At 58.3% G+C, this 25,501-nt stretch carries 22 protein-coding genes; 10 read left to right on the top strand and 12 right to left on the bottom strand.

Translation table 11 applies throughout. The features are described from left to right. Window positions 1-22 precede the first annotated feature (22 nt). From RSE16_08730 to RSE16_08700, 7 genes are read left to right on the top strand one after another with little or no spacing between them, the layout of a single operon-like run. The gene (locus tag RSE16_08730; GenBank protein WRH74810.1) at window positions 23-730 is read left to right on the top strand and encodes a response regulator transcription factor; all 708 of its coding nucleotides are present in this window, start codon (window positions 23-25) and stop codon (window positions 728-730) included. Beyond that, window positions 699-2,285, top strand: coding sequence for an ATP-binding protein (locus RSE16_08725; protein ID WRH74809.1), 1,587 nt, complete (start codon window positions 699-701; stop codon window positions 2,283-2,285). Before RSE16_08730 ends, RSE16_08725 begins: the two co-directional genes overlap by 32 nt. Window positions 2,286-2,290: 5 nt before the next feature. Beyond that, window positions 2,291-2,767 (top strand): HPr kinase/phosphatase C-terminal domain-containing protein, encoded by a 477-nt coding sequence (locus tag RSE16_08720; GenBank protein ID WRH74808.1) that lies wholly within the window; start codon window positions 2,291-2,293, stop codon window positions 2,765-2,767. Beyond that, window positions 2,767-3,699, top strand: a complete 933-nt coding sequence (gene rapZ / locus RSE16_08715; GenBank protein ID WRH74807.1) for an RNase adapter RapZ — start codon at window positions 2,767-2,769, stop codon at window positions 3,697-3,699. The genes RSE16_08720 and rapZ overlap by 1 nt, the downstream gene beginning before the upstream one ends. A gap of 41 nt (window positions 3,700-3,740) precedes the next feature. Beyond that, window positions 3,741-4,145: a PTS sugar transporter subunit IIA gene (locus tag RSE16_08710; protein ID WRH74806.1), complete on the top strand. Its 405-nt coding sequence runs from the start codon at window positions 3,741-3,743 to the stop codon at window positions 4,143-4,145. Next, on the top strand, window positions 4,142-4,420 hold the full coding sequence (locus tag RSE16_08705; GenBank protein ID WRH74805.1) for an HPr family phosphocarrier protein: 279 nt from the start codon (window positions 4,142-4,144) through the stop codon (window positions 4,418-4,420). The genes RSE16_08710 and RSE16_08705 overlap by 4 nt, the downstream gene beginning before the upstream one ends. Continuing rightward, window positions 4,420-5,223 carry an RNA methyltransferase gene (locus tag RSE16_08700; protein WRH74804.1) on the top strand — a complete coding sequence of 268 codons (804 nt, stop codon included), beginning with the start codon at window positions 4,420-4,422 and terminating at the stop codon, window positions 5,221-5,223. The genes RSE16_08705 and RSE16_08700 overlap by 1 nt, the downstream gene beginning before the upstream one ends. On the opposite strand, the gene rmuC is transcribed toward RSE16_08700, so the two are convergent. The 3 genes from rmuC to RSE16_08685 are packed head-to-tail and all read right to left on the bottom strand — an operon-like array spanning window position 5,224 to window position 8,172. Beyond that, complete coding sequence (rmuC, locus tag RSE16_08695) at window positions 5,224-6,576, bottom strand: DNA recombination protein RmuC (protein WRH74803.1); 1,353 nt, start codon at window positions 6,574-6,576, stop codon at window positions 5,224-5,226. A gap of 54 nt (window positions 6,577-6,630) precedes the next feature. Then, window positions 6,631-7,392: a phosphatidylcholine/phosphatidylserine synthase gene (locus tag RSE16_08690; protein WRH74802.1), complete on the bottom strand. Its 762-nt coding sequence runs from the start codon at window positions 7,390-7,392 to the stop codon at window positions 6,631-6,633. Window positions 7,393-7,437: 45 nt separating this feature from the next. After that, window positions 7,438-8,172: a phosphatidylserine decarboxylase gene (locus RSE16_08685; GenBank protein WRH74801.1), complete on the bottom strand. Its 735-nt coding sequence runs from the start codon at window positions 8,170-8,172 to the stop codon at window positions 7,438-7,440. Window positions 8,173-8,317: 145 nt separating this feature from the next. Between RSE16_08685 and RSE16_08680 the strand changes: the two genes are divergently transcribed. After that, complete coding sequence (locus tag RSE16_08680; protein ID WRH74800.1) at window positions 8,318-9,541, top strand: NADP-dependent isocitrate dehydrogenase; 1,224 nt, start codon at window positions 8,318-8,320, stop codon at window positions 9,539-9,541. Between the two features lie 40 nt (window positions 9,542-9,581). Next, complete coding sequence (locus RSE16_08675; GenBank protein WRH74799.1) at window positions 9,582-11,372, top strand: cation:proton antiporter; 1,791 nt, start codon at window positions 9,582-9,584, stop codon at window positions 11,370-11,372. Here RSE16_08675 and alaS read toward each other — a convergent pair. From alaS to dapA, 9 genes are all read right to left on the bottom strand, one after another. Beyond that, complete coding sequence (gene alaS / locus RSE16_08670) at window positions 11,350-13,995, bottom strand: alanine--tRNA ligase (protein WRH74798.1); 2,646 nt, start codon at window positions 13,993-13,995, stop codon at window positions 11,350-11,352. The genes RSE16_08675 and alaS overlap by 23 nt on opposite strands. Before the next feature lie 80 nt (window positions 13,996-14,075). Further along, window positions 14,076-14,702, bottom strand: a complete 627-nt coding sequence (locus tag RSE16_08665) for a glutathione S-transferase (GenBank protein ID WRH74797.1) — start codon at window positions 14,700-14,702, stop codon at window positions 14,076-14,078. Then, entirely contained in the window at window positions 14,699-15,556 is an 858-nt protein-coding gene (gene speB, locus RSE16_08660; protein ID WRH74796.1) for an agmatinase, read from the bottom strand. The genes RSE16_08665 and speB overlap by 4 nt, the downstream gene beginning before the upstream one ends. A gap of 124 nt (window positions 15,557-15,680) precedes the next feature. Then, the gene (recA, locus tag RSE16_08655; protein WRH74795.1) at window positions 15,681-16,775 is read right to left on the bottom strand and encodes a recombinase RecA; all 1,095 of its coding nucleotides are present in this window, start codon (window positions 16,773-16,775) and stop codon (window positions 15,681-15,683) included. 139 nt (window positions 16,776-16,914) lie between these two features. After that, window positions 16,915-19,332, bottom strand: coding sequence for a response regulator (locus RSE16_08650; protein WRH74794.1), 2,418 nt, complete (start codon window positions 19,330-19,332; stop codon window positions 16,915-16,917). Between the two features lie 16 nt (window positions 19,333-19,348). Further along, on the bottom strand, window positions 19,349-21,394 hold the full coding sequence (locus RSE16_08645; GenBank protein ID WRH74793.1) for a M13 family metallopeptidase: 2,046 nt from the start codon (window positions 21,392-21,394) through the stop codon (window positions 19,349-19,351). Between the two features lie 85 nt (window positions 21,395-21,479). Next, on the bottom strand, window positions 21,480-22,046 hold the full coding sequence (locus tag RSE16_08640; GenBank protein WRH74792.1) for a DUF2062 domain-containing protein: 567 nt from the start codon (window positions 22,044-22,046) through the stop codon (window positions 21,480-21,482). Beyond that, window positions 22,043-22,528, bottom strand: a complete 486-nt coding sequence (smpB, locus tag RSE16_08635) for an SsrA-binding protein SmpB (protein ID WRH74791.1) — start codon at window positions 22,526-22,528, stop codon at window positions 22,043-22,045. The genes RSE16_08640 and smpB overlap by 4 nt, the downstream gene beginning before the upstream one ends. Further along, window positions 22,528-23,403: a 4-hydroxy-tetrahydrodipicolinate synthase gene (dapA, locus tag RSE16_08630; GenBank protein WRH74790.1), complete on the bottom strand. Its 876-nt coding sequence runs from the start codon at window positions 23,401-23,403 to the stop codon at window positions 22,528-22,530. The genes smpB and dapA overlap by 1 nt, the downstream gene beginning before the upstream one ends. Window positions 23,404-23,492: 89 nt before the next feature. Between dapA and RSE16_08625 the strand changes: the two genes are divergently transcribed. Then, on the top strand, window positions 23,493-25,496 hold the full coding sequence (locus RSE16_08625; GenBank protein WRH74789.1) for a lytic transglycosylase domain-containing protein: 2,004 nt from the start codon (window positions 23,493-23,495) through the stop codon (window positions 25,494-25,496). Window positions 25,497-25,501: the final 5 nt, after the last annotated feature.

Below are 25,501 nucleotides of genomic sequence, written 5' to 3'. Positions count from 1 at the left end.
ATGCGAACCTATAAGACTGCACATGGCCGCCAATATTGCCTTGGTCGATGATGACCGCAACATCCTGACCTCTGTATCGATCGCGATGCAGGGCGAAGGCTTTGTCACACGGCTCTACCCCGATGGCGAGGCGGCGTTGAAGGCGCTGATTGAAAACCCCGCCGATCTTGGCATTTTTGACATCAAGATGCCGCGTATGGACGGGCTGGAATTGCTCCGCCGTCTGCGTGAAAAATCCGACATGCCGGTGATCTTCCTGACATCAAAGGATGAAGAACTGGATGAAGCGCTGGGCCTGGCCATGGGCGCGGACGATTACATCACCAAGCCATTTTCGCAGCGCTTGCTGATCGCGCGGGTAAAGGCGATATTGCGCCGGACAGCGGTTCGCGCCGGACCAAGCGAGGAAGAAGCGCAGGATGAACCTGAACCCATGGTGCGCGGCGCACTGCAGATGGACCCTGCCCGTCACCATGTGAACTGGAAGGGTCGCGCCATCACGCTGACCGTTACTGAATTCCTGATACTTGAGGCTCTAGCGACCCGGCCGGGGGTAGTCCGCACGCGCAGCCAGTTGATGGACATCGCCTATCAAGATGATGTCTATGTCGATGACCGTACAATCGACAGCCACATCAAACGCCTGCGGCGCAAGTTCCGTGAGGTCGACCCCGAATTTTCCGCAATCGACACTCTCTATGGCGCTGGGTACCGCTTTGCCGAAAGCTGACGTCGATCGTTTCAATCTGGGCTGGAGCCGGGGCCTGACCCTCACCGCCCGCATCTTGGCAGTCAACCTGTTCGCACTGGTTTTGATGGCGACCGGACTGTTCTTTCTGGACAGCTATCGGACCAGGCTGGTCGCCGAACGGCAGCTTGCGGCCGAGGCGCAAGTACGTTTGCTTGCTGCCAGCCTCCCGTTGGTCGACGGCAGCGAGGCCCAAGCGTTGATCGCACAAAGCGCGCGCACCGGCAAAATGCGCATACGGATTTACAACGCCGACGGTGGAAAAAGCTATGACAGCTTTGCATCCATAGGTCCGACTTATCGGCTGAACGATCCGGCAAAGGAGCCCTGGCGCAAGACGGCGGCGCGATGGATAGACCGAGCGTTCGATTTCGTTGTTGGCGCGCCCGACTTGCAATATTATCGCGAACCTGCACGCGATATAGCAGGAAAATGGCCTGAGCTGGCGGCAATTAGCGGTCGTCCTTCGGTATCACAGGTGCGCTTCGCCACCGACCTGAGCCATGTCATCACCGCCGCAGCGCCCCTTCCGGCAACCGGCCAGATAATCATGACCACGGCCAATCCGCGGGACATCCGCTCGCTAATCCGCGCTGAACGGTTTTCAATAGGCATGTTCATGCTCGCGGTTCTGGCGATTTCGGTGCTGTTGTCGCTGTTTCTGGCGCGCACAATTGTAAAGCCGCTGCAATATCTGGCACGGGCTGCCGTTCGCGTCCGCCTCGGCCGATCGCCCGATGTAACCATTCCGCGCATGCCGACACGGCGCGACGAGATCGGCATGCTGGCAAGGGCGCTTTCCGACATGAGTAGCGCGCTGCGCCAGAGGATCGATGCAACCGAGGCCTTTGCCGCCGATGTTGCGCATGAGATTAAGAACCCCCTCGCCTCGCTGCGTTCGGCGCTTGATGGCATCGACAATGTCGATCGCCCTGATCTGCGGGCGCAATTGATGAAAGTCGCCCACGCCGATGTGCAGCGTATGGACCGGCTGATCAGCGACATTTCTGATGCGAGCCGCATCGATGCACAGCTTGCCAAAGCCAAATTTGAGGAAATCGATCTGGGCGACATGATCGAACAGCTTTTGGTTGCCCGCGAAAGCCGCGGCACCGATGGCGGCGTCCGCATCGCATTTGCCCGGCCGCGCAAGGGTGTCGCCGTCTTTTTGGGCGAAGACATTCGGATCGAACGGGTTTTGACCAACCTTCTCGATAATGCCGTATCCTTCTCGCCGCCGGACGGGATTGTAGAAATTTCTGCGACCCGCAGCGACGAAGAAGTCATCGTGCGAATCAGCGATCTGGGGCCGGGTATTCCCCGGCACGAACGCGAAACTGTGTTCCGCCGTTTTCACAGCGCACGACCCGAAAGCGAAGGATTCGGGCAGCATAGCGGCCTTGGCCTTGCCATCGCCCGCACAATTATCGAAGGCCATCATGGCAGCATCTCGGTCGATGATCGCGACGACGGCCTGCAGGGTGCATGTTTCCACATCAGCCTGCCCGTCGCCGGCCGGCCGGCACAGCAGGAATAACGGTGGTGGCGACCGCACCCGCGATCCACGCCACCGCAATTGCGATAAATGGTCAGGCCGTTCTGTTATTAGGTGCGTCAGGCAGCGGCAAATCCGATCTTGCACTCCGCTTAATTGATCGCGGGGCCATTTTGATCAGCGATGATTATTGCCATGTCGAAGAGGTTGATGGCGCGCCGCATATTCACGTTGCAACCGCAATTGCAGGCAAGATCGAAGTGCGCGGTATCGGCATTGTCACGCAAGCCCATATCGCCTCAGCACCGCTTCGTCTGGCATTGCTGCTCGGCGCAGCGCCCGAAAGGCTGCCCGAGGAAAATGGCGTGATGCACATCGGCGAATGGACCGTTCCGGCATTTTCCCTCAGTCCATTTGAGGCCTCTGCACCTATCAAGGCGGAGTATCTGTTGCGGCATGTGGTTGACGCGGGACGACAACCGGTGCGATGGAATCAAACTGGTTCGCAACAAGGTGTAAAATAATGCAAGGCGGAACAAAGCGCATTTTGCTGGTCACGGGACTGTCCGGGGCCGGCAAGTCGACGGTGCTCAAGACATTAGAGGATCTTGGCTGGGAAGCGGTGGACAATTTCCCTGTCCGCCTCGCCCGGCCGCTGCTCGACCTGCCGCCTGCCGATGCGCAATCCGAAGCCGACATGCCATTGGCGCTTGGATTTGACAGCAGGACGCGCGGTTTTGAACCAGCCAAACTGATTGCAGAAATCAAGGAACTGCAAAAACGTCCCGATCTTGAAATTATGACGCTGTTCGTGGATTGCGCCGGTGCCGAAATCGAGCGCCGCTATGCTGAAACGCGCCGACGTCACCCGTTGGCACAGGATCGCCCGGCAATTGACGGCATCGCACAAGAACGCACGCTGATGCTTCCTCTGCGCGACTGGTCGGATCTTGTGATTGATACCAGCCGCATGTCGGCCAGTGACCTGCAAGCCGAAATCCGCAACCGTTTTCGCCTGCCCGATGGCCGGATGACCATCTCGCTTGTCAGCTTTGGTTTTTCGCGCGGCGTGCCGCCCAACGCCGACCTGATCTTCGACCTGCGCTTCTTGCAAAATCCGCACTGGATCGCCGATCTGCGCCCGCTAACGGGGCTGGACACCGCCGTGGGGGAATATGTTGCAGCCGACCCCGCCTTCGACGGGGCGATCGAGCGGATTTCCAATTTACTGCTCTATCTCCTCCCGCTCTATGAAGCGCAGGGCAAGGCTTATGTCACCATAGGCTTTGGCTGCACCGGCGGCCGCCACCGGTCGGTCTTTGTAACCGAGAAATTTTCGGCATTGCTGCGTGAAGAAGGCTATGCGCCAAGCGTAAATCATCGCAACCTGCACACAAGGCCGGTTGACGCGCTCGAATGGCAAGGTAATCAGGCGCGCCCCATGTATAACGACTGAAGCTGCAAGCAGGCAGCGACAGGATTGGAACCGGATATCCCATGATCGGACTCGTTTTGGTTACCCACGGCACTCTGGCGAGCGAATTTGTTGTCGCTATGGAGCATGTCGTGGGCCCGCAAAAGCAGATTGCAACGATCTGCATTGGTCCGCGCGACGATATGGAAACACGTCGCAAGGAAATTTCGCAGGCGATACGCGACGTCGACAGCGGTGATGGCGTGATCATCCTCTCCGACCTGTTCGGTGGCACCCCGTCCAATCTGGCAATCTCGCTGCTGGATGTTGGCAAGGTTGAGGTGATCGCAGGGGTGAATTTGCCGATGCTGATCCGGCTGGAAAGCGCGCGCAAGAATATGGCCGTATCCGAAGCGGTTTTGGCCGCACGCGATGCTGGGCGCAAATATATCAGCGTCGCATCCGAAGTGCTGGAGGCATCACGGTGAGCGGGGTCAGCCGGAGCCTGACCATCGTCAATCAAAAGGGGCTACACGCGCGCGCCAGCGCCAAATTTGTCACTTTCGTCAGCCGCTTGCCCGATGGACTTAAGGTCGATGTTGAAAAAGACGGGCAATCTGTCGCCGGTACGTCGATCATGGGATTGATGATGCTCGGTGCGGCCAAGGGCAGCACCATCACCATCCATGTCGAAGGCGAAGAGGCGGAAATGGCGCTCGAAAAACTGGCCGGCCTTGTGACCGATGGTTTCGGCGAAGACTGATGCGTAAGGAAATTACCGGCTTTTCCAATCCGCTGGTCAAGCGGATACGTTCGCTGCGTGACAAAAAGCATCGCAGGCGCGAGGGCCTTTTTCTGGCAGAGGGGCTACGCATCCTGACAGAGGCGCGCGAAGCAGGATTTCTGCCGGATATGCTATTCCGCGCTGCCGGGCGTGATGCCCATGCACTTGAAATTGCGTTGGAAGGCGAAGTGCTCGCTGCGGGCGGCGATGTAATCGAAACTTCGGCCGACATATTGGGCAAGCTTTCGGGCAAAGAAAATCCGCAGACAATCTTGGGGGTCTATAAGGAATTTTCGACCACGCTCGAAACGCTCGACCGAAAAAGTGCCGACATCTGGCTGGTTGCGCAGGCGATGCGCGATCCCGGGAATTTGGGCACGATGCTGCGTACAGGCGATGCCGTGGGCGCAGGTGGGCTGATCCTGATCGACGACTGTACCGATCCCTTTTCAGTCGAGGCTGTGCGGGCAAGCATGGGCGCAATTTTCACGCAGAAAATCGTGCAGTGCCGCTGGGATGAATTTATCACATGGCTACGCACTGGGCCCGGACAGCTTGTCGGCACTAGCCTGCAAACAGACGTCGATTATCAAGCCCCCGATTATCAGCGTCCCTGCTTCATCCTCACCGGCAATGAGGCGCAAGGATTGCCCGAAACCTATGAAGCCGAATGCGACCTACTGGTGAAAATGCCGATGCGCGGCAAGGCGGACAGTTTGAACGCCGCAGTGGCGACAGCGGTGATGGCTTATGAAGTTCTGAACCAGTTCCGTCTGCGCTAATCAGGCGCTGGCTGCCTCGTTCGGCAGCTGGGGCATCTCCTCGCCCACCGCTGCTTCGCCAGCGCTTCCATAGCGGGGCAACGCCTCTACCAAGGGCACATCCTCAAGGTCGCGTTTGCCGGTCTCGATATTCAACTCGGCAAATTTGCGCCCTGTCGACATCACATTGCGTTCGAAACTGCCTACGAACTTGTTGTAATTGTTCACCGCAGAGGAAAGCCCCGACCCCACCGATTTCAAGTGCCCCGCCGCCACCGCGATGCGATCATACATTTCCTTGCCCAGCGCGCCGATCTGTTTCGCCTCGCGCGCCAGCCCTTCCTGCCGCCAGACACTGGCGACCGTGCGGGCAATCGCCACAAGGTTGGTCGGCGTCGCCAGCAGCACCCGCTTTTCAAAGGCGACGTCCCATAGGGCCGGTTCATGTTCCAGTGCGGCAGCCAGGAAATGCTCGCCCGGCACGAACATGATTACATAGTCCGGCGCATCGTCGAACTGATCCCAATAGGCCTTTCGCGAAAGGCCATCGATATGCGCCTTCATCGATGCGGTATGGCGCGTCATCGCGATCTGACGGGCATCGTCATCATCGGCGTTAAACCCGTCCTGATAATCGTTCAGCGAGACCTTGGCATCAATGACGAGGCTCCGCCCGCCGGGGATGCGGATGATCGCATCGGGGCGCAGCCGTCCATCCTCAACTGTGACGCTGGCTTCAGTGACATAATCTACATGTTCGGCAAGCCCGCAGCTTTCCAGAACATTTTTCAACTGTTGTTCGCCCCAACGGCCGCGTGCCTTGGGCGCATTGCGCAGCGAATTGACGAGGCGCGCTGCCTCGCTCTGCACCCTTTCCTGCCCGGCGCGCATCTGATCGATCAGACCGGTCAACGCACCATAGGCTTCGGTCCGGTCCTTTTCGATCCGGCCGACCTGATCCTCATAGGCTTTCAACCGCTCCCCCACCGGGGCCAGCAATTGTTTCAGCCGTTCTTCATTTTTTTCACCCGCCTGGTGAAACCGCTCATCTGCGCGCTGCAAAAAGGCCTGCTGCGCCTCGCCGAGCAATTTCTGGCCAATCTCGCCAAATTGCGCAGCGAGCAGATCCTTCGCTTCACCCAATGCGCGCAGCTGCTCATCGAAACTGCGCTCACGCTCTTCCAAAGAGGTTTCGATCCGTGCCAGACGGTCTTTCGCGCGATCGCGTTCCGCCACGACTTCATCAAGCATGGCGCGCAGTTGCAGCGTCGTTTCGCCGCCCGCGCGCGCGGCCTTCCCGCCCATCAGCCAACCCAGACCGAGCCCTGCCAGCAGCGCAAGGATAACAACGAAAACGATAATCAACGGGTCCAATTCAAGCTCCAGCTGCAAGAACAAAAATGGAACTTAGCCAAAGTGGCCAGAGCGTCAAGCGCTTTGCGCGCGCCTCGCCCGTTTGACCTTTGCATAGCTGACGATGCTCAACGGGATCAGCAATGCATAGACAAGGCTGGCCACAATCAGCGCAACCCAGGGTGCTGCAATCAGCGCGGCAGCGTATAATCCGACCCCGGCCAGTGCCATGAAGCGGAAGGCACGGCGAATACGGATCGAGGACCAGCTGAAGGTAGCCACGTTGGAAATCATCAGGAACGAAATCAACAGCACCCAAGGGCCGATCAGGCGATAGTCGCGTGCCCAGTCCGCCCCGGTTTCGAGCCATATTGTCAACGGCAATAACATCAGGCCGGCGCCGGCAGGTGACGGCACGCCCGTGTTGAACCCGGCGGATTTATGCGGCTGTTCATCTGCGTCGATGTGCGCGTTGAACCGTGCCAGCCGCAACGCGGCGCAAAGGACAAAGAAAACGCAGATAGTCCAGCCGAAACGCGGCATATGCTGCAACGCCCAGCTGTAGACGATCAGCGCAGGGGTAGCGCCAAAGGCAATCACGTCAGAAAGCGAATCCAGCTCAGCGCCAAAACGGCTTTCGCCTTTGAGCATCCGCGCAATTCGGCCGTCCATAGCATCAAGCACGCCGGCAACCACAATCGCCAGCAGCGCGGCATCCCACCTTTGCTGCAAGGCAAACCAGACACCCGACAGGCCAGTGCATAATGCCATGGCCGTGACGGCGTTAGGAGCAAGCGCGCGCAACGAAATGCCGGGCCGGTTCTGAATATCACTCATAGGTGCGGTTTCGGCCGCAGGACCGCGCTTGTCAATGGTCGCACATCAATGGGCGATCGCACGCAGATCCTGATCGACACCGATATCGGCAAGGATCGTTTCGCCTGCAACGCAACGTTGCCCCTTGATGATGCGCGGCGCGGTGCCATGCGGCAGATAGACATCGACGCGGCTGCCAAAGCGGATCAGGCCGACGCGTTGCCCTGCGGCAACAATATCGCCTTCTTTTACGAAAGCGACGATTCGACGGGCCACAAGCCCTGCAATCTGGGTAAAGCCGATACGGACGCCGTCAGGGCGTTCGACAAGAAAATGCTGGCGTTCATTCTCTTCGCTGGCCTTGTCCAGATCGGCGTTGAGGAACTTACCCGCAATATAGGCCACCCGCTTGATCGTGCCACGGATCGGCGCACGGTTGATGTGCACGTCAAAGACGCTCATGAAAATCGACACGCGGATCATGGGCTCATCACCCAAACCAGCAGGCCCCGACAATTCGGGCGGTGGCGGGACTTTCTCGATCAGAGTGACAAGGCCATCCGCTGGTGACACGATGAATCGATCATCAATCGGTGTTGCGCGTGCGGGATCACGGAAAAAGGCAAGCGTCCAGATCGTGACACCTGCCATCGGCCAGGCCAGCGTTTCCCAAGCCATGAAGGCAAAGATTGCGGTGATTGCCGCTGCGATTAGGCCGAATTTCCGGCCTTCCGGATGGACTGGCGGGAAGGACCATTTTGCGACCCCGGCACCCCGGTTGGTGAGTTCTTGTTTTGACATTGAGTTGCATTTAGGCGGTGCGACCGCACTATACAACCGTTTGCTGCTATACCTGTCTGGCCGGTCAGGCAGTTGATTGCCGTTCAAACTTTGCTATGGCGCAGCCGTAAACAAAAACGACATCCCCAAGGAAAGCAGCAGCATCATGGCAAAAATCAAGGTGAAGAACCCCGTCGTCGAACTTGATGGCGACGAAATGACCCGGATCATCTGGCAATGGATCCGCGAACGCCTGATTTTGCCCTATCTCGATATTGACCTGAAATATTACGATCTTGGCATCGAAGCGCGCGATGCGACCGACGACAAGATCACCGTCGATAGTGCCAATGCGATCCGGGAATATGGCGTTGGCGTAAAGTGCGCGACAATCACCCCCGATGAAGACCGCGTCAAAGAATTCAACCTGAAAAAGATGTGGAAATCGCCCAATGGGACGATTCGCAACATTCTGGGTGGCGTTGTGTTCCGCGAGCCCATCGTGATCGAAAATGTGCCCCGGCTGATCCCGGGTTGGACCGACCCCATTGTTGTCGGCCGCCATGCCTTTGGTGACCAGTATCGCGCAACCGATACGCTGATCCCCGGCCCCGGCACGCTGCGCCTCGTCTTTGATGGTGACGATGGCAAGAATATCGACCTCGAAGTCTTCAAATTCCCCAGCTCGGGCGTCGCCATGGCGATGTATAATCTTGACGATTCGATCCGCGATTTCGCGCGCGCCTCGTTCAACTACGGCCTTGGCCTTGGTTGGCCGGTATATTTGTCGACCAAGAACACCATCCTCAAGGCCTATGACGGCCGCTTCAAGGATCTGTTCCAAGAGGTATTCGAGACCGAAGGCTTTAAGGAAAAGTTCGGTGCGGCCGGCATTGTTTACGAACACCGCCTGATCGATGACATGGTGGCATCGGCCCTGAAATGGAGCGGCAAGTTCGTCTGGGCTTGCAAGAATTATGACGGCGACGTCCAGTCGGATCAGGTCGCACAAGGCTTTGGCTCGCTCGGCCTGATGACCTCCATCCTGATGACGCCCGACGGCAAGACAGTGGAAGCCGAAGCCGCGCATGGCACGGTAACCCGCCATTACCGCCAGCATCAGCAGGGCAAGGCAACCTCGACTAATCCGATCGCGTCAATCTTCGCTTGGACCGGTGGCCTGAAATATCGCGGCAAGTTCGACGAAACCCCCGATGTAACCCGCTTCGCCGAAACGCTGGAGCAGGTCTGCATCGAGACCGTTGAAAGCGGCGCGATGACCAAGGACCTTGCCATCCTGATCGGCCCCGATCAGGCGTGGATGACCACCGAGCAGTTCTTCGAACAGGTTCGCGTCAACCTCGAACAAAAAATGGGTAGCTGGAAATAAGCTGCTGACATCGGCGGCCCCTTCTCTCTAATAAGAGGGCATGGCCGCCGAACTCAACACAGACGGGCTGCAAAATGCGCTGATCATCCTCGGCGCAGCGGGGATCGTCATCCCCGCCTTTGCCCGGTTGCGCATCACGCCCATCATCGGCTTTCTGCTTGTGGGCGTGCTCGTCGGCCCCATGGGGCTTGGCTTCCTTACCGGCGATTACCCTTGGCTAAAATGGATCACCATCTACGATACGGAAGGTGTCGACCGAGTAGGTGAGTTCGGGATTATCCTGCTTCTCTTCGGTATCGGGCTCGAACTTTCCTTTCGCCGTCTGTGGCGTATGCGCAAGCAGGTCTTCGGGCTGGGTGCAGCCGAATTGTTTGGCGGCGCGCTTCTTATCGGCGGTGCATTGTTTGCTTTTGGCTATAGCCCGACTGAGGCTGCAGGCCTTGGCCTTGCACTCTCGCTTTCTTCAACCGCGCTTGTTCTCCCCATTGCCGGAACGACTTCCTCCGTTGGCAAACCGGCTTTCGCGATGCTGTTGTTCGAAGACCTAGCGATCGTCCCCATTATATTCGTCCTCGGCGTCCTTGGCCCGCAGGCGGCCAGCGGTGGAGGTTGGGACGGGCTGTTCACGCTGGTCTGGCAGGGTCTTGCCGTCATCATCGCGATGCTCGTTGCAGGTCGCTTCCTACTGCCGCCACTCTTCGGGCAGGCTGCACGAACAAAAAGCCCGGAACTGTTTATTGCAGCGACGCTGCTCGTCGTGCTCGTTTCCAGTCTCGCCACAGCCGCAGTCGGCCTGTCGCCGATTGTAGGCGCCTTGATTGCGGGCCTGCTGATTGCTGAAACCGATTATCGAGGTGAAGTTGAAACCGTTGTGCAGCCGTTCAAGGGCCTTGCCCTCGGCGTATTCCTGATCAGCATCGGGATGCAGATCGATATCGGATTTATCGTCGAATATTGGCACGAACTGGCAGCCGCGATCATCATGGCCATCGCGATCAACGCCATTGTCGTCGGTGGATTGTTAAAGCTCGCAGGTGCACGGGCCGGCGTCGCGGCGGAAACGGGGCTGTTGATGTCGAGCCCTTCGGAAACAACCTTGATTGTTCTGGGCGCCGCCAGCGCTGCCGCGATCATTGATCCCGAAACCGCCAAATTCTGGCAAGTGGCAACCGCGATCGGTCTTCTGATCACGCCGATTCTGGCGCGCATCGGAAATGATATCTCCCGCCGGATCGAAATCCGCACATCAGGCATTGTGCTGGATGATGTGATCGACGATTCAAACGAGCAGCGCACCGTGATCATCGGTTTCGGCCGCGTCGGCCAATTGGTGGCAGACATGCTGAAAGTGCATGGCGAGCCTTATCTGGCGGTGGAGAATAACGTCGATTCGGTCCTTGCGGCACGCCGGGATGGCTATCGGACGGCTTTTGGCGACGTTGGCAAACCGCAAACGCTCCACCGGCTGAATCTGGATAGCGCCAAGGCGCTGGTGCTAACGATGAACGATCCGGTGCTGGCCGCCAAGACGGTGAAACGCGCCCGGGCAGACTATCCCGACTTGACCATTATCGCGCGCGCGCGTGACGCAGATCATGCCGCCGAATTGTATCTGGCGGGGGTAAGCGATGCCGTGCCAGAAACCTTGGAAAGCTCATTGCAGCTATCGGAAGCCGTGCTGGTTGACCTCGGCATTGCGATGGGGCCAGTAATCAAATCAATCCATGAAAAGCGCGACGAATTTCGCCGTGCCATCAAGGAAGCTGGGGAATTAGATGAAGCGCCGCGGTTAAAGCTGCGCTCCCGGGTTAACCCGCAAGCACAGCCTTGATTGCATCAATCGCCGCCTGCGCCTGATCCGATCCGGCAGGGCCTCCGCCCTGCGCCATTTCAGGCCGGCCTCCGCCACCCTGCCCGCCCATTGCAGCCGTCGCAGCACGAACCAGCGCGGGCGCGTCGAAACGGCCATGCAGTTCAGGGGAAACAGCAACCACCACGGTGTTGGCATTTTCATTGGCGGCAATGATGGCAACCACGCCGCCACCCAACGCCTTCATCTGGTCATCGGCAAGACCGCGCAGCGCCTTGGGCTCGATTCCAGCGATCACCTGCCCCATGAAGCGCGCGTCACCGATCGTCTCAGCCTCTGCCTTGGGACCACCGCCGCCGGAAAGGGCAAGCTTGGTCTTGGTCTCTGACAGTTCTTTTTCGAGTGCACGCCTTTCGGCGATCAATGTTTCGACACGGGCACCGACTTCTTCGGGTGCAACCTTGAACAGCGATGCCAGTTCCTTGATCTGGCCTTCGCGCGCCGCAAGATGCAGCCGCGCTGCCTCTCCGGTCAGTGCCTCGATACGGCGAATACCGCTGGCGACAGCGCCTTCGGACACGATAGAAAAGATCGCAATATCGCCCAATGCATTGACATGGGTGCCACCGCAAAGCTCAACCGAATAATTGCTGCCATCGGCGTCTCCCATACTGAGGACGCGGACTTCATCGCCATATTTTTCGCCAAACAGTGCCAATGCGCCAGCTGCAACGGCTTCATCCGGAGCCATCAAACGGGTGCTGACCGCCTTGTTGACACGAATCTGGGCGTTGACCTCGGCTTCGATAGCCGAGATGTCCTGCGGGGTTACCGCCTGATTGTGCGAAAAGTCGAAGCGCAGGCGATCGGGTGCGACAAGACTGCCCTTCTGCGTCACATGGCCACCAAGGCGGTTGCGCAGCGCAGCGTGCAGCAAATGCGTTGCGCTATGGTTGGACCGAAGTTGATCACGGCGGACCGTATCAATCTTCAGTTGGACGACGTCGCCCACCTTCACCTCGCCGGTCTCGACCATCAATTGATGCGCGTGCAGCCTGCCAAGCGGTTTGGACGTATCGGCAACCACTGCCTTGAACCCGGCAAGGCTGGTAATGCTGCCGGCATCGCCCATCTGGCCGCCGCTTTCGCCGTAAAAAGGCGTCTGGTTGGTGATCAAGGTCACGCTGTCGCCGGCCTTCGCCGAGTCAACTTCTCCGCCGTCCTTAACCAATGCCACAACCTGGCCTTCGCCCTCACTGGCGGTGTAGCCGGTAAACTCGGTTGAACCGACGCGTTCGGCAATGTCGAACCACACTTCATCCGAAGCCTTCGCACCGCTGCCCTTCCAGGCGGCGCGGGCGCGTTCCTTTTGCTGGTCCATTTCGGCATCGAAACCGCTGCGGTCGATCCCGAAACCCTGCGCGCGCAAAGCGTCCTCGGTCAGGTCATAAGGGAAGCCATAAGTGTCATACAGCTTGAACGCGGTTTCGCCGGGCAGCACATCGCCCGGCTTCATTCCGCCGGTCGCCTCGTCGAGCAGCTTCAACCCCTTGTCGAGCGTCCGGCGGAACTGCGTTTCTTCCTGTTTCAGCGTCGCTTCGATCAACGGCTGCGCGCGCAGCAATTCGGGATAGGCAGCGCCCATCTCGGCCGCAAGGCTGCCGACCAGACGGTGCATCAACGGCTCTTTCGCGCCCAGAAGATGCGCATGACGCATCGCACGGCGCATAATCCGGCGCAGCACGTAGCCGCGGCCTTCGTTCGACGGCATCACACCATCGGCAAGCAAGAAGCTGGTTGAACGCAGATGGTCGGCAATCACGCGATGGCTGGCCATTTGCGCGCCTTGCGCCTTGGTCGACGTCAATTCTTCCGACGCCGCGATCAAGGCTTTGAAGGTATCGGTATCATAATTGTCAGGCACACCCTGCATCACTGCAGAGATACGCTCGAGCCCCATGCCGGTATCGATGCTCGGTTTTGGAAGCGGCACGTCAGTGCCATCATCCTGCCGTTCGAACTGCATAAAGACGAGGTTCCACACCTCGACAAAACGGTCGCCATCCTCATCAGGGCTGCCCGGAGGGCCGCCGGCGATATGATCGCCATGGTCGTAGAAAATCTCGCTGCAAGGCCCGCACGGCCCGGTATCGCCCATCGACCAGAAGTTATCGGATGTCGGGATGCGGATGATGCGATGATCGGGCAGCCCGGCAATCTTCTTCCACAAGGCGAAGGCTTCGTCGTCGGTATGATAAACGGTCGTCGTCAACCGATCGGGATCAAGGCCCCATTCCTTCGTCAGCAGCGTCCAGGCATGGGTGATCGCCGCTTCCTTGAAATAATCGCCGAAGGAAAAATTCCCGAGCATTTCAAAGAAAGTGTGATGCCGCGCCGTGTAGCCCACATTGTCGAGATCATTATGCTTACCGCCTGCGCGCACGCATTTCTGGCTTGAAGCGGCACGCGGCTTGGCGCGGCTTTCAAGGCCTGTGAAGACATTCTTGAACGGCACCATCCCGGCATTGGTGAACATCAATGTCGGGTCGTTATAGGGCACCAGCGGCGCCGAAGGCACCACATCATGGTCTTGTCCTGCGAAATAATCGAGGAACGAGCGGCGGATATCATTGGTCGAACTCATAGCCCGCGCGACTTAGGACACGGCAAAGCGGGCTGCAAGCGGGATATATTGTTTAGACTGAACGATCGCAGCCACTTCGGTCAGGCAAAAGCATATGGCCCGCCCTTCGCAAGTGCCGCCTGCCATTGCGGGCGGGCGTGGATGCGCTCGACATAAGCGGTCAGTTTCGGCTTATCGGCTGCGCGGCCGCTTTTGACGGCGGCTTCGGCCGGAAAACTCATCATGAAATCCGCGCCGGTCAGCGTTTCCCCGACAAACCAGCCTGACGGCAGCAGCCGGTCTTCCATGAAGCCAAAATGGCTTTCAAGCTGTTCGTCGATGCGCGGATGCAGCGGCGCGCCCGCCTCACCCAGCCGGCCGACATAGAGGTTAAGCAGGATCGGCGTCATCACAGACCCTTCGGCAAAGTGCAGATATTCCAGATAACGGATATGGTCGTCGCTGCCACGCGCCGGCACGAAATGGCCCCCGCCATGCCGTTCGCACAAATATTCTACGATCGCCCCCGATTCGTAGATGATGTTGCCATCGTCCTCAATCAGCGGCGATTTACCCAGCGGATGGATTGCCTGCAGGCCGGGCGGAGCAAGGTTGGTGACAGCATCACGTTGATGGTGGACGATTTCATAAGGAACAGCCAGTTCCTCGAGCAACCAGAGGATGCGTTGCGACCGGCTGTTATTGAGATGATGAACTTTCAAGGTCAACGGGACTCTCCTTCGTGATTGAGCGTGATGCGGGCCGCAAGTTCGCGGACAAGTTTTGCCGCTAGGATGGCGGTGATATCGCCAATGTCGCGGGCGGGATTGAGTTCGACAATGTCTGCGCCGACGATCGGCGCGGTCTGCCGGTGGATCGCCGTCAGCACTTCGCGCAGCCGCAGCCCGCCGGGTTCGGGATGCGCGACACCAGGGGCCTCGGAGGGGTCGATCCCGTCAAGGTCGACGCTGATATAGAGTGGGCCATCAAGTACCGGTACGTGTGACGCGTGAAAATCAGCCATTGGCAGGATTTCGACACCATATTTGTCAGCTTGTTCGCGACAATGGCGGTTGAGCGTGCGAATGCCGACCTGCACAAGTCGTTTCGCATACCCACCTTCGAAAATGCGGGCGAAAGGTGAGGCGTGGCTGCGCGGATTGCCCTCAAAATCAGCATAAAGATCCGGATGGGCATCAAAATGCAGGATATTGAGCGGGCCATGGCGGGCCGCTAGCGCCGCCACGACCGGATAGGTTATCGCATGATCGCCGCCCAACAGGATAGGTAGCGGCGCGTGCGCAACTGCCGCGGCAATTGTACGATCGTCAATTTCGACATCATGGTCAGTCAGCGGCAGATCACCACAATCGACAAGGTCTATATCGGTGCCAAGTTCAAGCCCGCTCTCACTCGCGCTATTACCTCTGTCGCTCGCTAAAGCCGCGCGGATTGCGTCCGGACCCTTAGCGGCTCCGCGCTCGAACGAACTGTTAACGTCAGTGGGAAGGCCGATAAGGTGGATTGCAGGGCGCATTGAGCCACTAGGGCGAAAGCCTCCGCCAATGTCAATCACAGTCACGTGCCGACGCTGGGTAAGTGCAGAGGCGCAATAAAATGGCCCGCCCCGGGGTGGTCCAGGGCGGGCCGGCGCGCCGATCAGGCGCGGCGCGCAAGCGGCTCCTTGGGAGAGAGCCTAGGGGTATTTAACCTTCGGCGTCGTCGGCATCGTCGCCTGCATCCGATCCCACCATCATTTCTTCGGCCACCTCGGCAGTTTTACCGCGGATTGCGGCTTCCAACCGGGCAGCATGATCGGGGTTTTCGCGCAGCCAGGTCTTGGCATTCTCACGGCCCTGACCAATCCGAATCGAGTCATAGCTGAACCAAGCGCCGGATTTTTCGACAAGGCCTGCCTTGACGCCGATATCAAGAAGCTCGCCGGTCTTCGAAATGCCCTCGCCATACATGATATCGAATTCGACCTGCTTGAACGGCGGTGCGACCTTGTTCTTCACCACCTTCACGCGGGTTGCATTGCCGACAATATCCTCACGATCCTTGATCTGGCCGGTGCGGCGAATGTCGAGACGTACCGAGGCATAGAATTTGAGCGCATTGCCACCGGTCGTGGTTTCAGGCGAACCGTACATCACGCCGATCTTCATGCGGATCTGGTTGATGAAGATAACAAGGCAATTCGAACGGCTGATCGATCCGGTAATCTTGCGCAACGCCTGGCTCATCAGGCGGGCTTGCAGGCCGACATGGCTGTCGCCCATTTCGCCTTCGATTTCCGCGCGCGGCACCAGTGCAGCGACCGAGTCGATCACAAGAATGTCGACCGCGTTAGAACGCACCAGTGTGTCAGCGATCTCCAGCGCTTGTTCGCCTGTATCAGGCTGTGAGACGATCAGATTATCGATGTCGACACCCAGCTTCTTAGCATAAACCGGATCGAGCGCATGTTCGGCATCGATAAAGGCCGCCGTACCGCCTGCCTTTTGCGCTTCGGCAATGGCATGCAGCGTCAATGTCGTCTTGCCCGAGCTTTCCGGGCCAAAAATTTCGACAACACGTCCCTTGGGAAGGCCGCCAATACCAAGCGCGATATCAAGACCCAACGACCCCGTCGAAATTGCTTCCATCTGAACCGCCTCTCGGCTGCCCAGCTTCATCGCCGACCCCTTGCCAAATGCACGGTCAATCTGCGCCAGCGCTGCTTCGAGCGCGCGTTCACGTTCTGCGTTGTTCATATTCTTTGCCTGATCCCCATTAATGACCTTGAGACTTGCCGCCATTGTTCCACTCCTTAGTCAGCGTGCCATGTTTCCGATTGTCCACCACCAGAACATTATCAGAACATGATCATATGTATCGCCTTTGTTCTTTTAGAACAAGAGTGGAACAATAAAATTTAAACCTTTAATTACAGTGACTTCATTTTATCAGCGCATCGCGCACTGCGGCAGCGATCTGCTGTACCGAAAATGGCTTGGGCAGGAAATGCACATTGTCGAGATTGATCGACTGGCGCAGCTGTTCCTCCGCATAGCCCGACATGAAGAGGATCTTCATCACCCCATATTCCGCGCGCAATTGCCGCGCCATGCTGGGCCCATCCATGTTGGGCATGACAACGTCAGACACTACAAGGTCATAGCGTTTACCGGCCGCAAACAGTTCGAGCGCCTCTTCCCCGTCACGCGCCGTTTCAACACTATAGCCGTGCCGTACCAGCGCACGTTCAGCCACTGCGCGCACCATATCCTCATCCTCGACGAGCAACAGCGATGCATTGCCCCACAACTCCTCGCCTGCCCCATCATCGCGATTGGCAGCCGGGGCGGGCGCGGGCGCCGCTGCAGCAGTTGTGGGCAGATAGACGTCGAAGCGGGTTCCCGTTCCCACTTCGGAATCGGCAAAGATAAAGCCGCCAGATTGTTTGACGATGCCGTAAACGGTTGAAAGGCCCAACCCGGTGCCCTTGCCCACTTCCTTGGTCGTGAAGAAGGGTTCGAATATCTTCGCCAGATTTTCACGAGGGATGCCCACGCCGCTGTCTTGCACCGACAGCAGAGCATATTCGCCGATCGGCAATATCTCACTGCGCATCGCGCGCACCTCTGCGGGCAGAACCGCGCGCGTTTCGATGCGCAGCACACTGCCCCCTTTGCCCGCAGCCTGCATGGCATCGCGGGCGTTGACGCCAAGGTTGATGATCACCTGTTCAAGCTGGCCTGGGTCCGCACGGACAGGCCCAATGCCCCGTCCGTGCTCGACCTCCAACTTGATGCCTTCGCCCAATAGGCGCTTCAATAGATGGGATACCTCGGCGACTACATCGGGCAGTTGCAGCACTTGCGGGCGCAATGTTTGCTGCCGTGAAAAGGCGAGCAATTGCCGTGTCAGGCTCGCCGCACGGTTCGAGTTGTTCTTGATCTGCTGGATATCATCATAATCGCTGTCGCCGGGAGGATGGCGCAGCAGCATCAGATCGCAATATCCGAGGATCGCGGTCAGGATATTGTTGAAATCATGCGCCACGCCGCCGGCAAGCTGACCGATCGCCTGCATTTTGGTAGCTTGGGCGACCTGCCTTTTAAGCTTCGTTTCCTCGCTATTGTCCTTCAGGCCCAGCAGAACCGCCGCATCGCCCAGCCCGCGGACGCCCGCAATCGACAACGCAACCGCCTCGTCGGGATCGCCTTTCAGCCTGACGGCGATGTCACCAGACATGGATTGCCCGCGGGTATAACGCCGGATCGTATCGGCAACCGCCGATTTGTCCTCGGCAATCACCAAATCGCCGGGATAAGGCGGCAATCGATCAGGCTCTATTCCAGCAACACGGGCAAAGGCATCATTGGCAAAAAGGAAACGCCCGTCCCTATCGACTAGCGCAAGGCCCAGGGGCAAGTTGGACAGGAGCTGCTGGACATGCGGCTGGCTGTTCGTACCACCCGGATGCACATCGCCATCGAGGACCAGCAGCAGTGCGGGGCCATCGCTCGCATTTTCGGACAAAGGTACATGCAACAACCGAACAGGTGGTGCAAATTTGCCTTCACGGCTGAAATGCACGGATCCCTTTTCATCCACCGTCAGGAAGGCCGCACATTCCCGGTTCGCAATATTGGCCGTTTCGCTACCCCCAGCGCGCATGGCAAAGGCGGGATTACAGGCACGAATGCGGCCCTCGGGACCAACCAGCACGGCCATGATTCCAGCCTGCGCCAATGCGCGGCCAACGCGCCCGCCGACAAAACTGCTCGCTTGCGATTCGGCAGTCACCGCTTCGGCCGGGCTAAATCGCCAGACAAGATATTCATCGCCCGCGCCCGCCCTGCGTACTTCGACATGGTATTCGGAATCGCGTTTAAAAAGGCTGCCGATCGAAGCGGAACCATCGCGCCATGCGCAGCGCCCGGCATCCATCAACTGCGCCTGAGCAGCGGAATTAAGTCCGAGATCGGGGGGCGCACGAAGCCCTTCAAACCACAGCTCAAACCGACTGTTGGCGCACAGTAACCGCCCTGCCCGGTCGCAAATCGCGACGGCTGCCTTGTCATATTCAATCGCCGCGAATGTTACCGACCAGTCGGGCGGCAAGCGATCGCCTGCAATCGGCGTGCCTTCGCCACGTGTGCGCGTCAGAAAAAGGATGGCGCCCAAAAGGGTGAACGTTGCCGCGGCAATACCGACGACCTGCCAATCGTTGCTCGCCAACCGGACAAGCAGCAATGACACGGCCAGTGCCGCGCCTATGCCAAGCGCGGCCAGCCGCTTTTCACCAGCAACCTTGCCATCCTCTTGGCCGAAAATTGCGGTGATCGAGGATGAAAGGCTGCCAGCCAAAGCTTGTCCCTAAATATTACCAGATGCAGACGCGATCCTCAGGCTTGAGGTACATCTTGTCGTCCTCTTTGGGCTGGAACGCCTCATACCATTTGTCAAGGTTGCGCATCACCCAAGCACGCTGAATCGAGGGGCTGTGCGGATCGGTAATCAGACGGTTACGCAAATTTGCTTCGCGATAATTACGCCTCCAAACCTGTGCCCAGCCAAGGAAAAAGCGCTGGTCACCGGTAAAACCGTCGATCACCGGCGCCTCATTGCCACCCAGCGATGCGTGATAGGCATCATAGGCGATGGTCAGGCCAGCCAGATCGCCAATATTTTCGCCAAGCGTGAATTCACCTTTCACAAAGGCGCCGGGCAATACTTCATAGCCGTCATATTGTTTAACCAGCGCCTCACTCGCCTTTTTGAACGCGGCGACGTCGCTTTCTGTCCACCAGTCCGCCAGGCGTCCGTTTTCGTCATACTTTGCCCCCTGATCGTCAAAATGATGACTGATCTCATGCCCGATCACCGCGCCGATACCGCCATAATTGACGGCGGCGTCGGCCTTGGGATCGAAAAAGGGCGGCTGCAGGATTGCGGCTGGAAATACGATCTCGTTCATGCCGAAATTGGCATAGGCATTCACCGTCTGCGGCAGCATGCCCCATTCCCAGCGACGGATTGGACCGCCGAGGCGGCTAATATTGTCAGCAAACGACCAGTTGTTCGCGCGCAACTGGTTTCCGAACAGGTCACCGCGAACAATTTTCAGGTCGGAATAATCCTTCCACTTGTCAGGATAGCCAATTTTCGTGGTGAAATTGGCAAGCTTGGCTTTTGCCCGCATTTTCGTTTCGGGCTGCATCCATTCCAGCTTTTCGATTCGTCGCCCCAGTGCCGCTTTCACATTTTCAACCAACTGGTTCATCGCGGCTTTGGTTTCAGGCGGAAAAAAGCGGGCGGCGTATAAACGGCCGACTTCCTCACCAACCGCACCTTGCGTGAAATCGACAGCGCGTTTCCAGCGTTCCTGACGCTTGGGGGTCCCCGAAAGAGTGGTGCCGTAAAAGGCAAAAGCGGTGTCGGCCACTGCATTGGGCAGAACATCGGCATAGCCGGCAAGGCTGCCGACAATCATCTGATCCTTGAAGACGCCGACATCGGTGCTGCTGAAAATCTTTGCGGTCGCAGTGATCGCGCTCGGTTGGCCGACGATCACCTCGTCAATCTTCGGGCTCAATGCCTTCAGGATCGGCGACATTTTCAGGCCGGGTGTGATCGCGTCCAACTGCGCAATGCTCATCTTGTTATAGGTTTTGGTCGCGTCGGAACTATCTTCGCGAGTCCATTGAACTTCCGCGATTTTTTTCTCCATTGTGAAAATCGCGTCTGCGCGCGCAGCAGCATCCTTTTCACCGGCATGGGTCAGCATATCGGCAAGGAATTTGCGATAGGCAGTGCGGATCGCTTCAAATTTCGCGTTGCCGACCAGATACATATCGCGATCCGGCAGCCCGGTGCCACCTTGAAAAATCTGGAAGATGTAAACGTCAGGATTTTTGTCGTCCTGCCCGACATAGCCACCAAACAGCGCCCCCACGCCATTGCGTGCAGCAACCGGCATCAGTTTCGCAAAATCGGCATGACTCTTCACCGCGCGCACACGCTTTAACCATGGCGTGATCGGTTTCAGCCCCAATTTTTCGACGCGAGCCTCGTCCATATAGCTCGCATAAACATCGCCGGCCTTGTTGCCGGTTTTAGCGGACTCGGCCTTGAGCAGTTCGGCCACGCGATCCTTTGACAGGTCGTCAAGCGCGGTGAACATGCCATAATTGGATTTGTCGGCAGGGATTTCGGTGCGCTTTGCCCATTCGCCATTGGCAAAGGCATAAAAATCGTCGCCCGGTTCGACCGTTTTGTCCATTCCGGCGGCGTCAAAACCGAACGAGCCGAGCTGCGGCCCGGCCTTCTGCTCTGCTGCAGGCTTGTCTTCAGCCCATGCGGGCGCGGCTGCGGCCAGCGCAGCCAGCGAAACGCCTGCAACTGCCAGCGCCAATTTACGGAACGTCATGAATATTCTCCCCAGAATATGGATCGCAAAGCGCGCGAATCCCTGATGGGGAGATTGTAGTGCCTCCGCTGCGGCGGATCAGCCCTTATCCACCAATTGCATGTGATTTCGACCGGCGACGCCATTTGCGGGTAATCCGCAAGCGCCACACCCCAGCGGCAATCACATAGCCGATCGCTGCGGCAATGATTGAGATAATCGCCAGCCCCGCAAGCCCCTGCACCATCGCCATGGGCGCCTCGGTCCAGATGAAATCGAGCCATTGGGAAAGCGATGCACCCGTTTGGATCAATTCGTAGATCCGTTCTGATCCACCACTGAGGCGGAGCACCGATTCACCAACATAAACCGACGCTGCCAGAATGAATGGCGTCGTCGCAGGCATTGACAGGAAAGTCATCGCCGCACCGATGGGGATATTCGCCCGGCACGGCAGTGCCAGCAATGCGACGCCGGCGATTTGTACCCCCGGAATCAGGAGAAAAATGCCGACGAGTAGTCCCAAGGCAACGCCACGCGGCACCGAACGGCGGGTAAAGCGCCATAGCGCCGGATGGAAAACCCGATGGGCAAAGGGACGCAGGAAACGGCTCCGCTCGAAACTGTCTCGAGTGGGGGCCTGTTCATGAACCCAACGCGCGAACTTGCTCATCCGCGTTCCCTCATCAATCGTCCCTGCTCGCGCTTCCAATCGCGTTCCTTCTCGGTTGCCCGCTTATCGGGGGCTTTCTTGCCTTTTGCGAGGGCAAGCTCGACCTTCGCCCGGCCGCGCGCATTGAAATAAATCGACAGCGGCACAAGCGTCATCCCTTGACGCGCCACCGCTCCATGCAGCTTTGATATCTCGCGAGCATTAAGGAGCAATTTACGTGGGCGCTTGGGTTCGTGGTTGAAACGGTTTCCATGGCTGAACTCGGGGATATTGGCATTGATCAGCCATATTTCCATCCCGTCCTTTACCTCGGCATAGCTTTCGGCAATCGACCCTTCGCCAAAGCGCAAGGATTTGACCTCGGTTCCGGTCAGCGCAATCCCCGCTTCATACTTGTCCTCAATATGATAATCATAGCGCGCGCGCCGGTTCTCGGCGACGGTTTTGACCTTGTTGAATGCTTCCGGCTTCGGGCGGGCCATCAAATCAATCCTGCAATCTCCAGCGCGGCATCCACCGCACTTCGGCTGGCGGCCGAGGCACGAACCAGCGGCAAACGAACCTCCTCGGGGAAGCCGTTAATGACGCGTGACATTGCATATTTTACAGGTCCAGGCGAGGCATCGGTAAACAGCGCACCGTGCAACGGGAGCAACCGCTCGTTCAATTCACGCGCTTTGCCGAGATCCCCAGCCAATGTTGCCGCCTGGAATTCGGCGCACAACCGGGGGGCCACATTGGCAGTCACGGAAATACATCCCGATCCGCCGGCCGCGTTGAATGCCAGCGCCATATCATCATTTCCGCACAACTGGTTGAAATCGGCACCACAGCCCAGGCGATGCTCGCCCACCCGCGCAACCTGCCCGCTAGCGTCCTTCACCCCCACAATCGAAGGGATTTCCGACAGCCTAGCCAGCGTTGCCGGCTGAATGTCGGTCACCGTGCGCGCCGGAACATTATAGACGATGATCGGCAGGTCGCTTTTCTCTGCCAAATGGGCAAAGTGGGCGTAGATGCCTTCCTGGCTTGGCCGGTTGTAATAGGGTGCCACCACCAAGGCTGCGGCCGCACCCTCTGCCTTGGCAAACGCCATATGCCGAACCGCCGTTGCTGTATCGTTCGATCCGCATCCGGCGATCACCGGCACCCTGCCCGCAGCCTGTTCGATGCACAGCGCGATGACGCGATAATGCTCGTCATATGACAGCGTCGGTGCTTCACCGGTCGTGCCACATGGCACGAGCGCGCTTGATCCTTCGGCAATTTGCCAATCGACCAACGCGCGAAAATGCGACTCGGAAAACGCTCCGTCGCAAAAAGGAGTCACCAGAGCCGGAATCGAGCCCGAAAACATGGAAATCGCCTCAATAAATGGTCACACATATGTCGATAGAGCCAACGGGGGTGTTTGGTTCATCTACCGACAAGGAGTGAGCCCTTAATATGTCGCGCATGGTAAAGCACCTGATTTCCGCTTCGTTGTTGGCAATTCCAGCTACTGCCTCTTCGACCACCCCTGAAAAACAGGAGATAATCTGGCGCGCGGGCACCGGAGAGGCGGGCGAACAAAGCGCCTTGGCCAATGCCGACCCGAGTGGCGGTACCGTTTCGGCGGCATTGCAGCGCTGGCGAATGCTCAGTCAGTCAGGCAATTACAGCTTCTCTGACTATGCATCCTTCCTGATGGCCTATCCCGACTGGCCGAACACTGACGAAATGCGCAAAAATGCCGAGCAGGCAATCAACCTGCAAAGCTATTCCCCAAACCAGGCCGTCGCCTATTTCGACCGGCTTGAACCTGTGACCAATGGCGGGCGTGCGAAATATGCGATCGCCCTAGCCGCCACCGGTGATCGGGCGCGTGCAGAAAATTGGGGCCGCCGTGCATGGCGCGAAGGCACGCTGACCGATGAAGATGAAAACCGCATTTTTCAGCTTATGGCTGGCCGATTGACGCCCGCTGATCATGATGCAAGGGTGAGCCGGTTGCTCTGGTCGAATGCCATCCGCGCAGCACAGCGCTGGATGCCTTATATATCGACAGAGCGCCGTTCGGTGCTCGAGGTACAGCTTGCCTTTGAGCTCAAGGCGCCCGACGCAGCAGACAAATTTGCTGCCGCTGGCAATGTCGCGCTGACCGATGCCGGGCTAGTGATGGAGCGCGTTGCCGCGCTGCGGGCCGGCGGCAATCCGCTCGCAGCGCGCGAATTGCTCGCCAGCCGACCGCCGCTGTCGGCACCACCGCATGTCGCGCGCGATTGGCTGCGTATGCTTTTGACCAATGCCGAGGCGGCAGAAGCCGAAGGTCAGCCCGAACTTGCCTATCGGATTGCGTCGAAATTGAGCGACGTCTTTCCTGCAGGCACGGATATCACCCGTCTCGATCTTGCAACCCGCGACACTTATACCAGCGTCGCATGGCTGGCCGGCGAACTGGCTTATTACAAGCTGAACCGCCCCAATGATGCGGTTTCAATGTTCAAGGCTTATACCGCCGGCGCCCGCAGCCCGCAGACCCGCGCAAAGGGCATGTATTGGGCGGGCCGCGCCTCCAAAAAGGCCGGCAACATGGCAATGGCGCAGCAATATTGGAACGATGCTGCCCGTTTTTACGATTTCTTCCATGGGCAACTCGCCCTGGAAGCATTGGACAAACCCCTGCCGCCAGTTCCTGCCGCACCCGCATTGCCACAACTTGCCGCCAATGCCGTGCCAACGACCTATATCGCGGCTCGCATGTCCTCATCTTTCCCCGGATGGCGCGATTCAAACAGTTTCATGCGCGCACTTTCCAATTCTGCGCGCAGCGAAGGCGATTTCCAGCAGCTTTTTGCCTGGTCCAATATGATCGGTCGCCCGGACCTTGCCGTGATTGCAGCACGCAGCGCGCGGATTGAGGGGCATAGCGGATTGATCCGCCTGGGCTATCCCATGGTTGATGTACCACCGGATCATTCAGACAATTGGACCTTCATCCACGCCATCGCGCGGCAGGAAAGCCAGTTTGACCGCAACGCGGTCAGCCATGCCGGCGCGCGCGGCCTAATGCAGTTGATGCCCGGCACCGCACGTGAAACGTCGGGCAAAATTGCCCTAGCCTATCGGCCCGAAGCGCTAAACAGCGACATCACCTATAACATCCAGCTGGGTTCGACTTACTTTCAGCGGATGCTGCGCTATTATGAGGGCAGTTATCCGCTCGCCGTCGCAGCCTATAACGCTGGGCCGGGCAATGTGAACAAATGGCTGGCCCGCAATGGCGATCCGCGAACCGGCAATATCGACATCCTCGACTGGATCGAGCAGATCCCGATTTTCGAAACGCGCAACTATGTCCAGCGCGTTTTGGAGAATGCGGTAATGTATGAACATCTCAATCCGGACAAGGCGCGCTATCGCACGGCAACCCCGCTTAGTAATTATCTGGGACGGCGCCCCGCAACCTGATACGC

It is taken from the genome of Sphingobium sp. (genome assembly GCA_035196065.1).
Classification (GTDB): domain Bacteria; phylum Pseudomonadota; class Alphaproteobacteria; order Sphingomonadales; family Sphingomonadaceae; genus Sphingorhabdus_B; species Sphingorhabdus_B rara.
The sequence above is the reverse complement of the archived record's forward strand: the minus strand, read 5'-3'. Positions and strand labels throughout refer to the sequence as shown.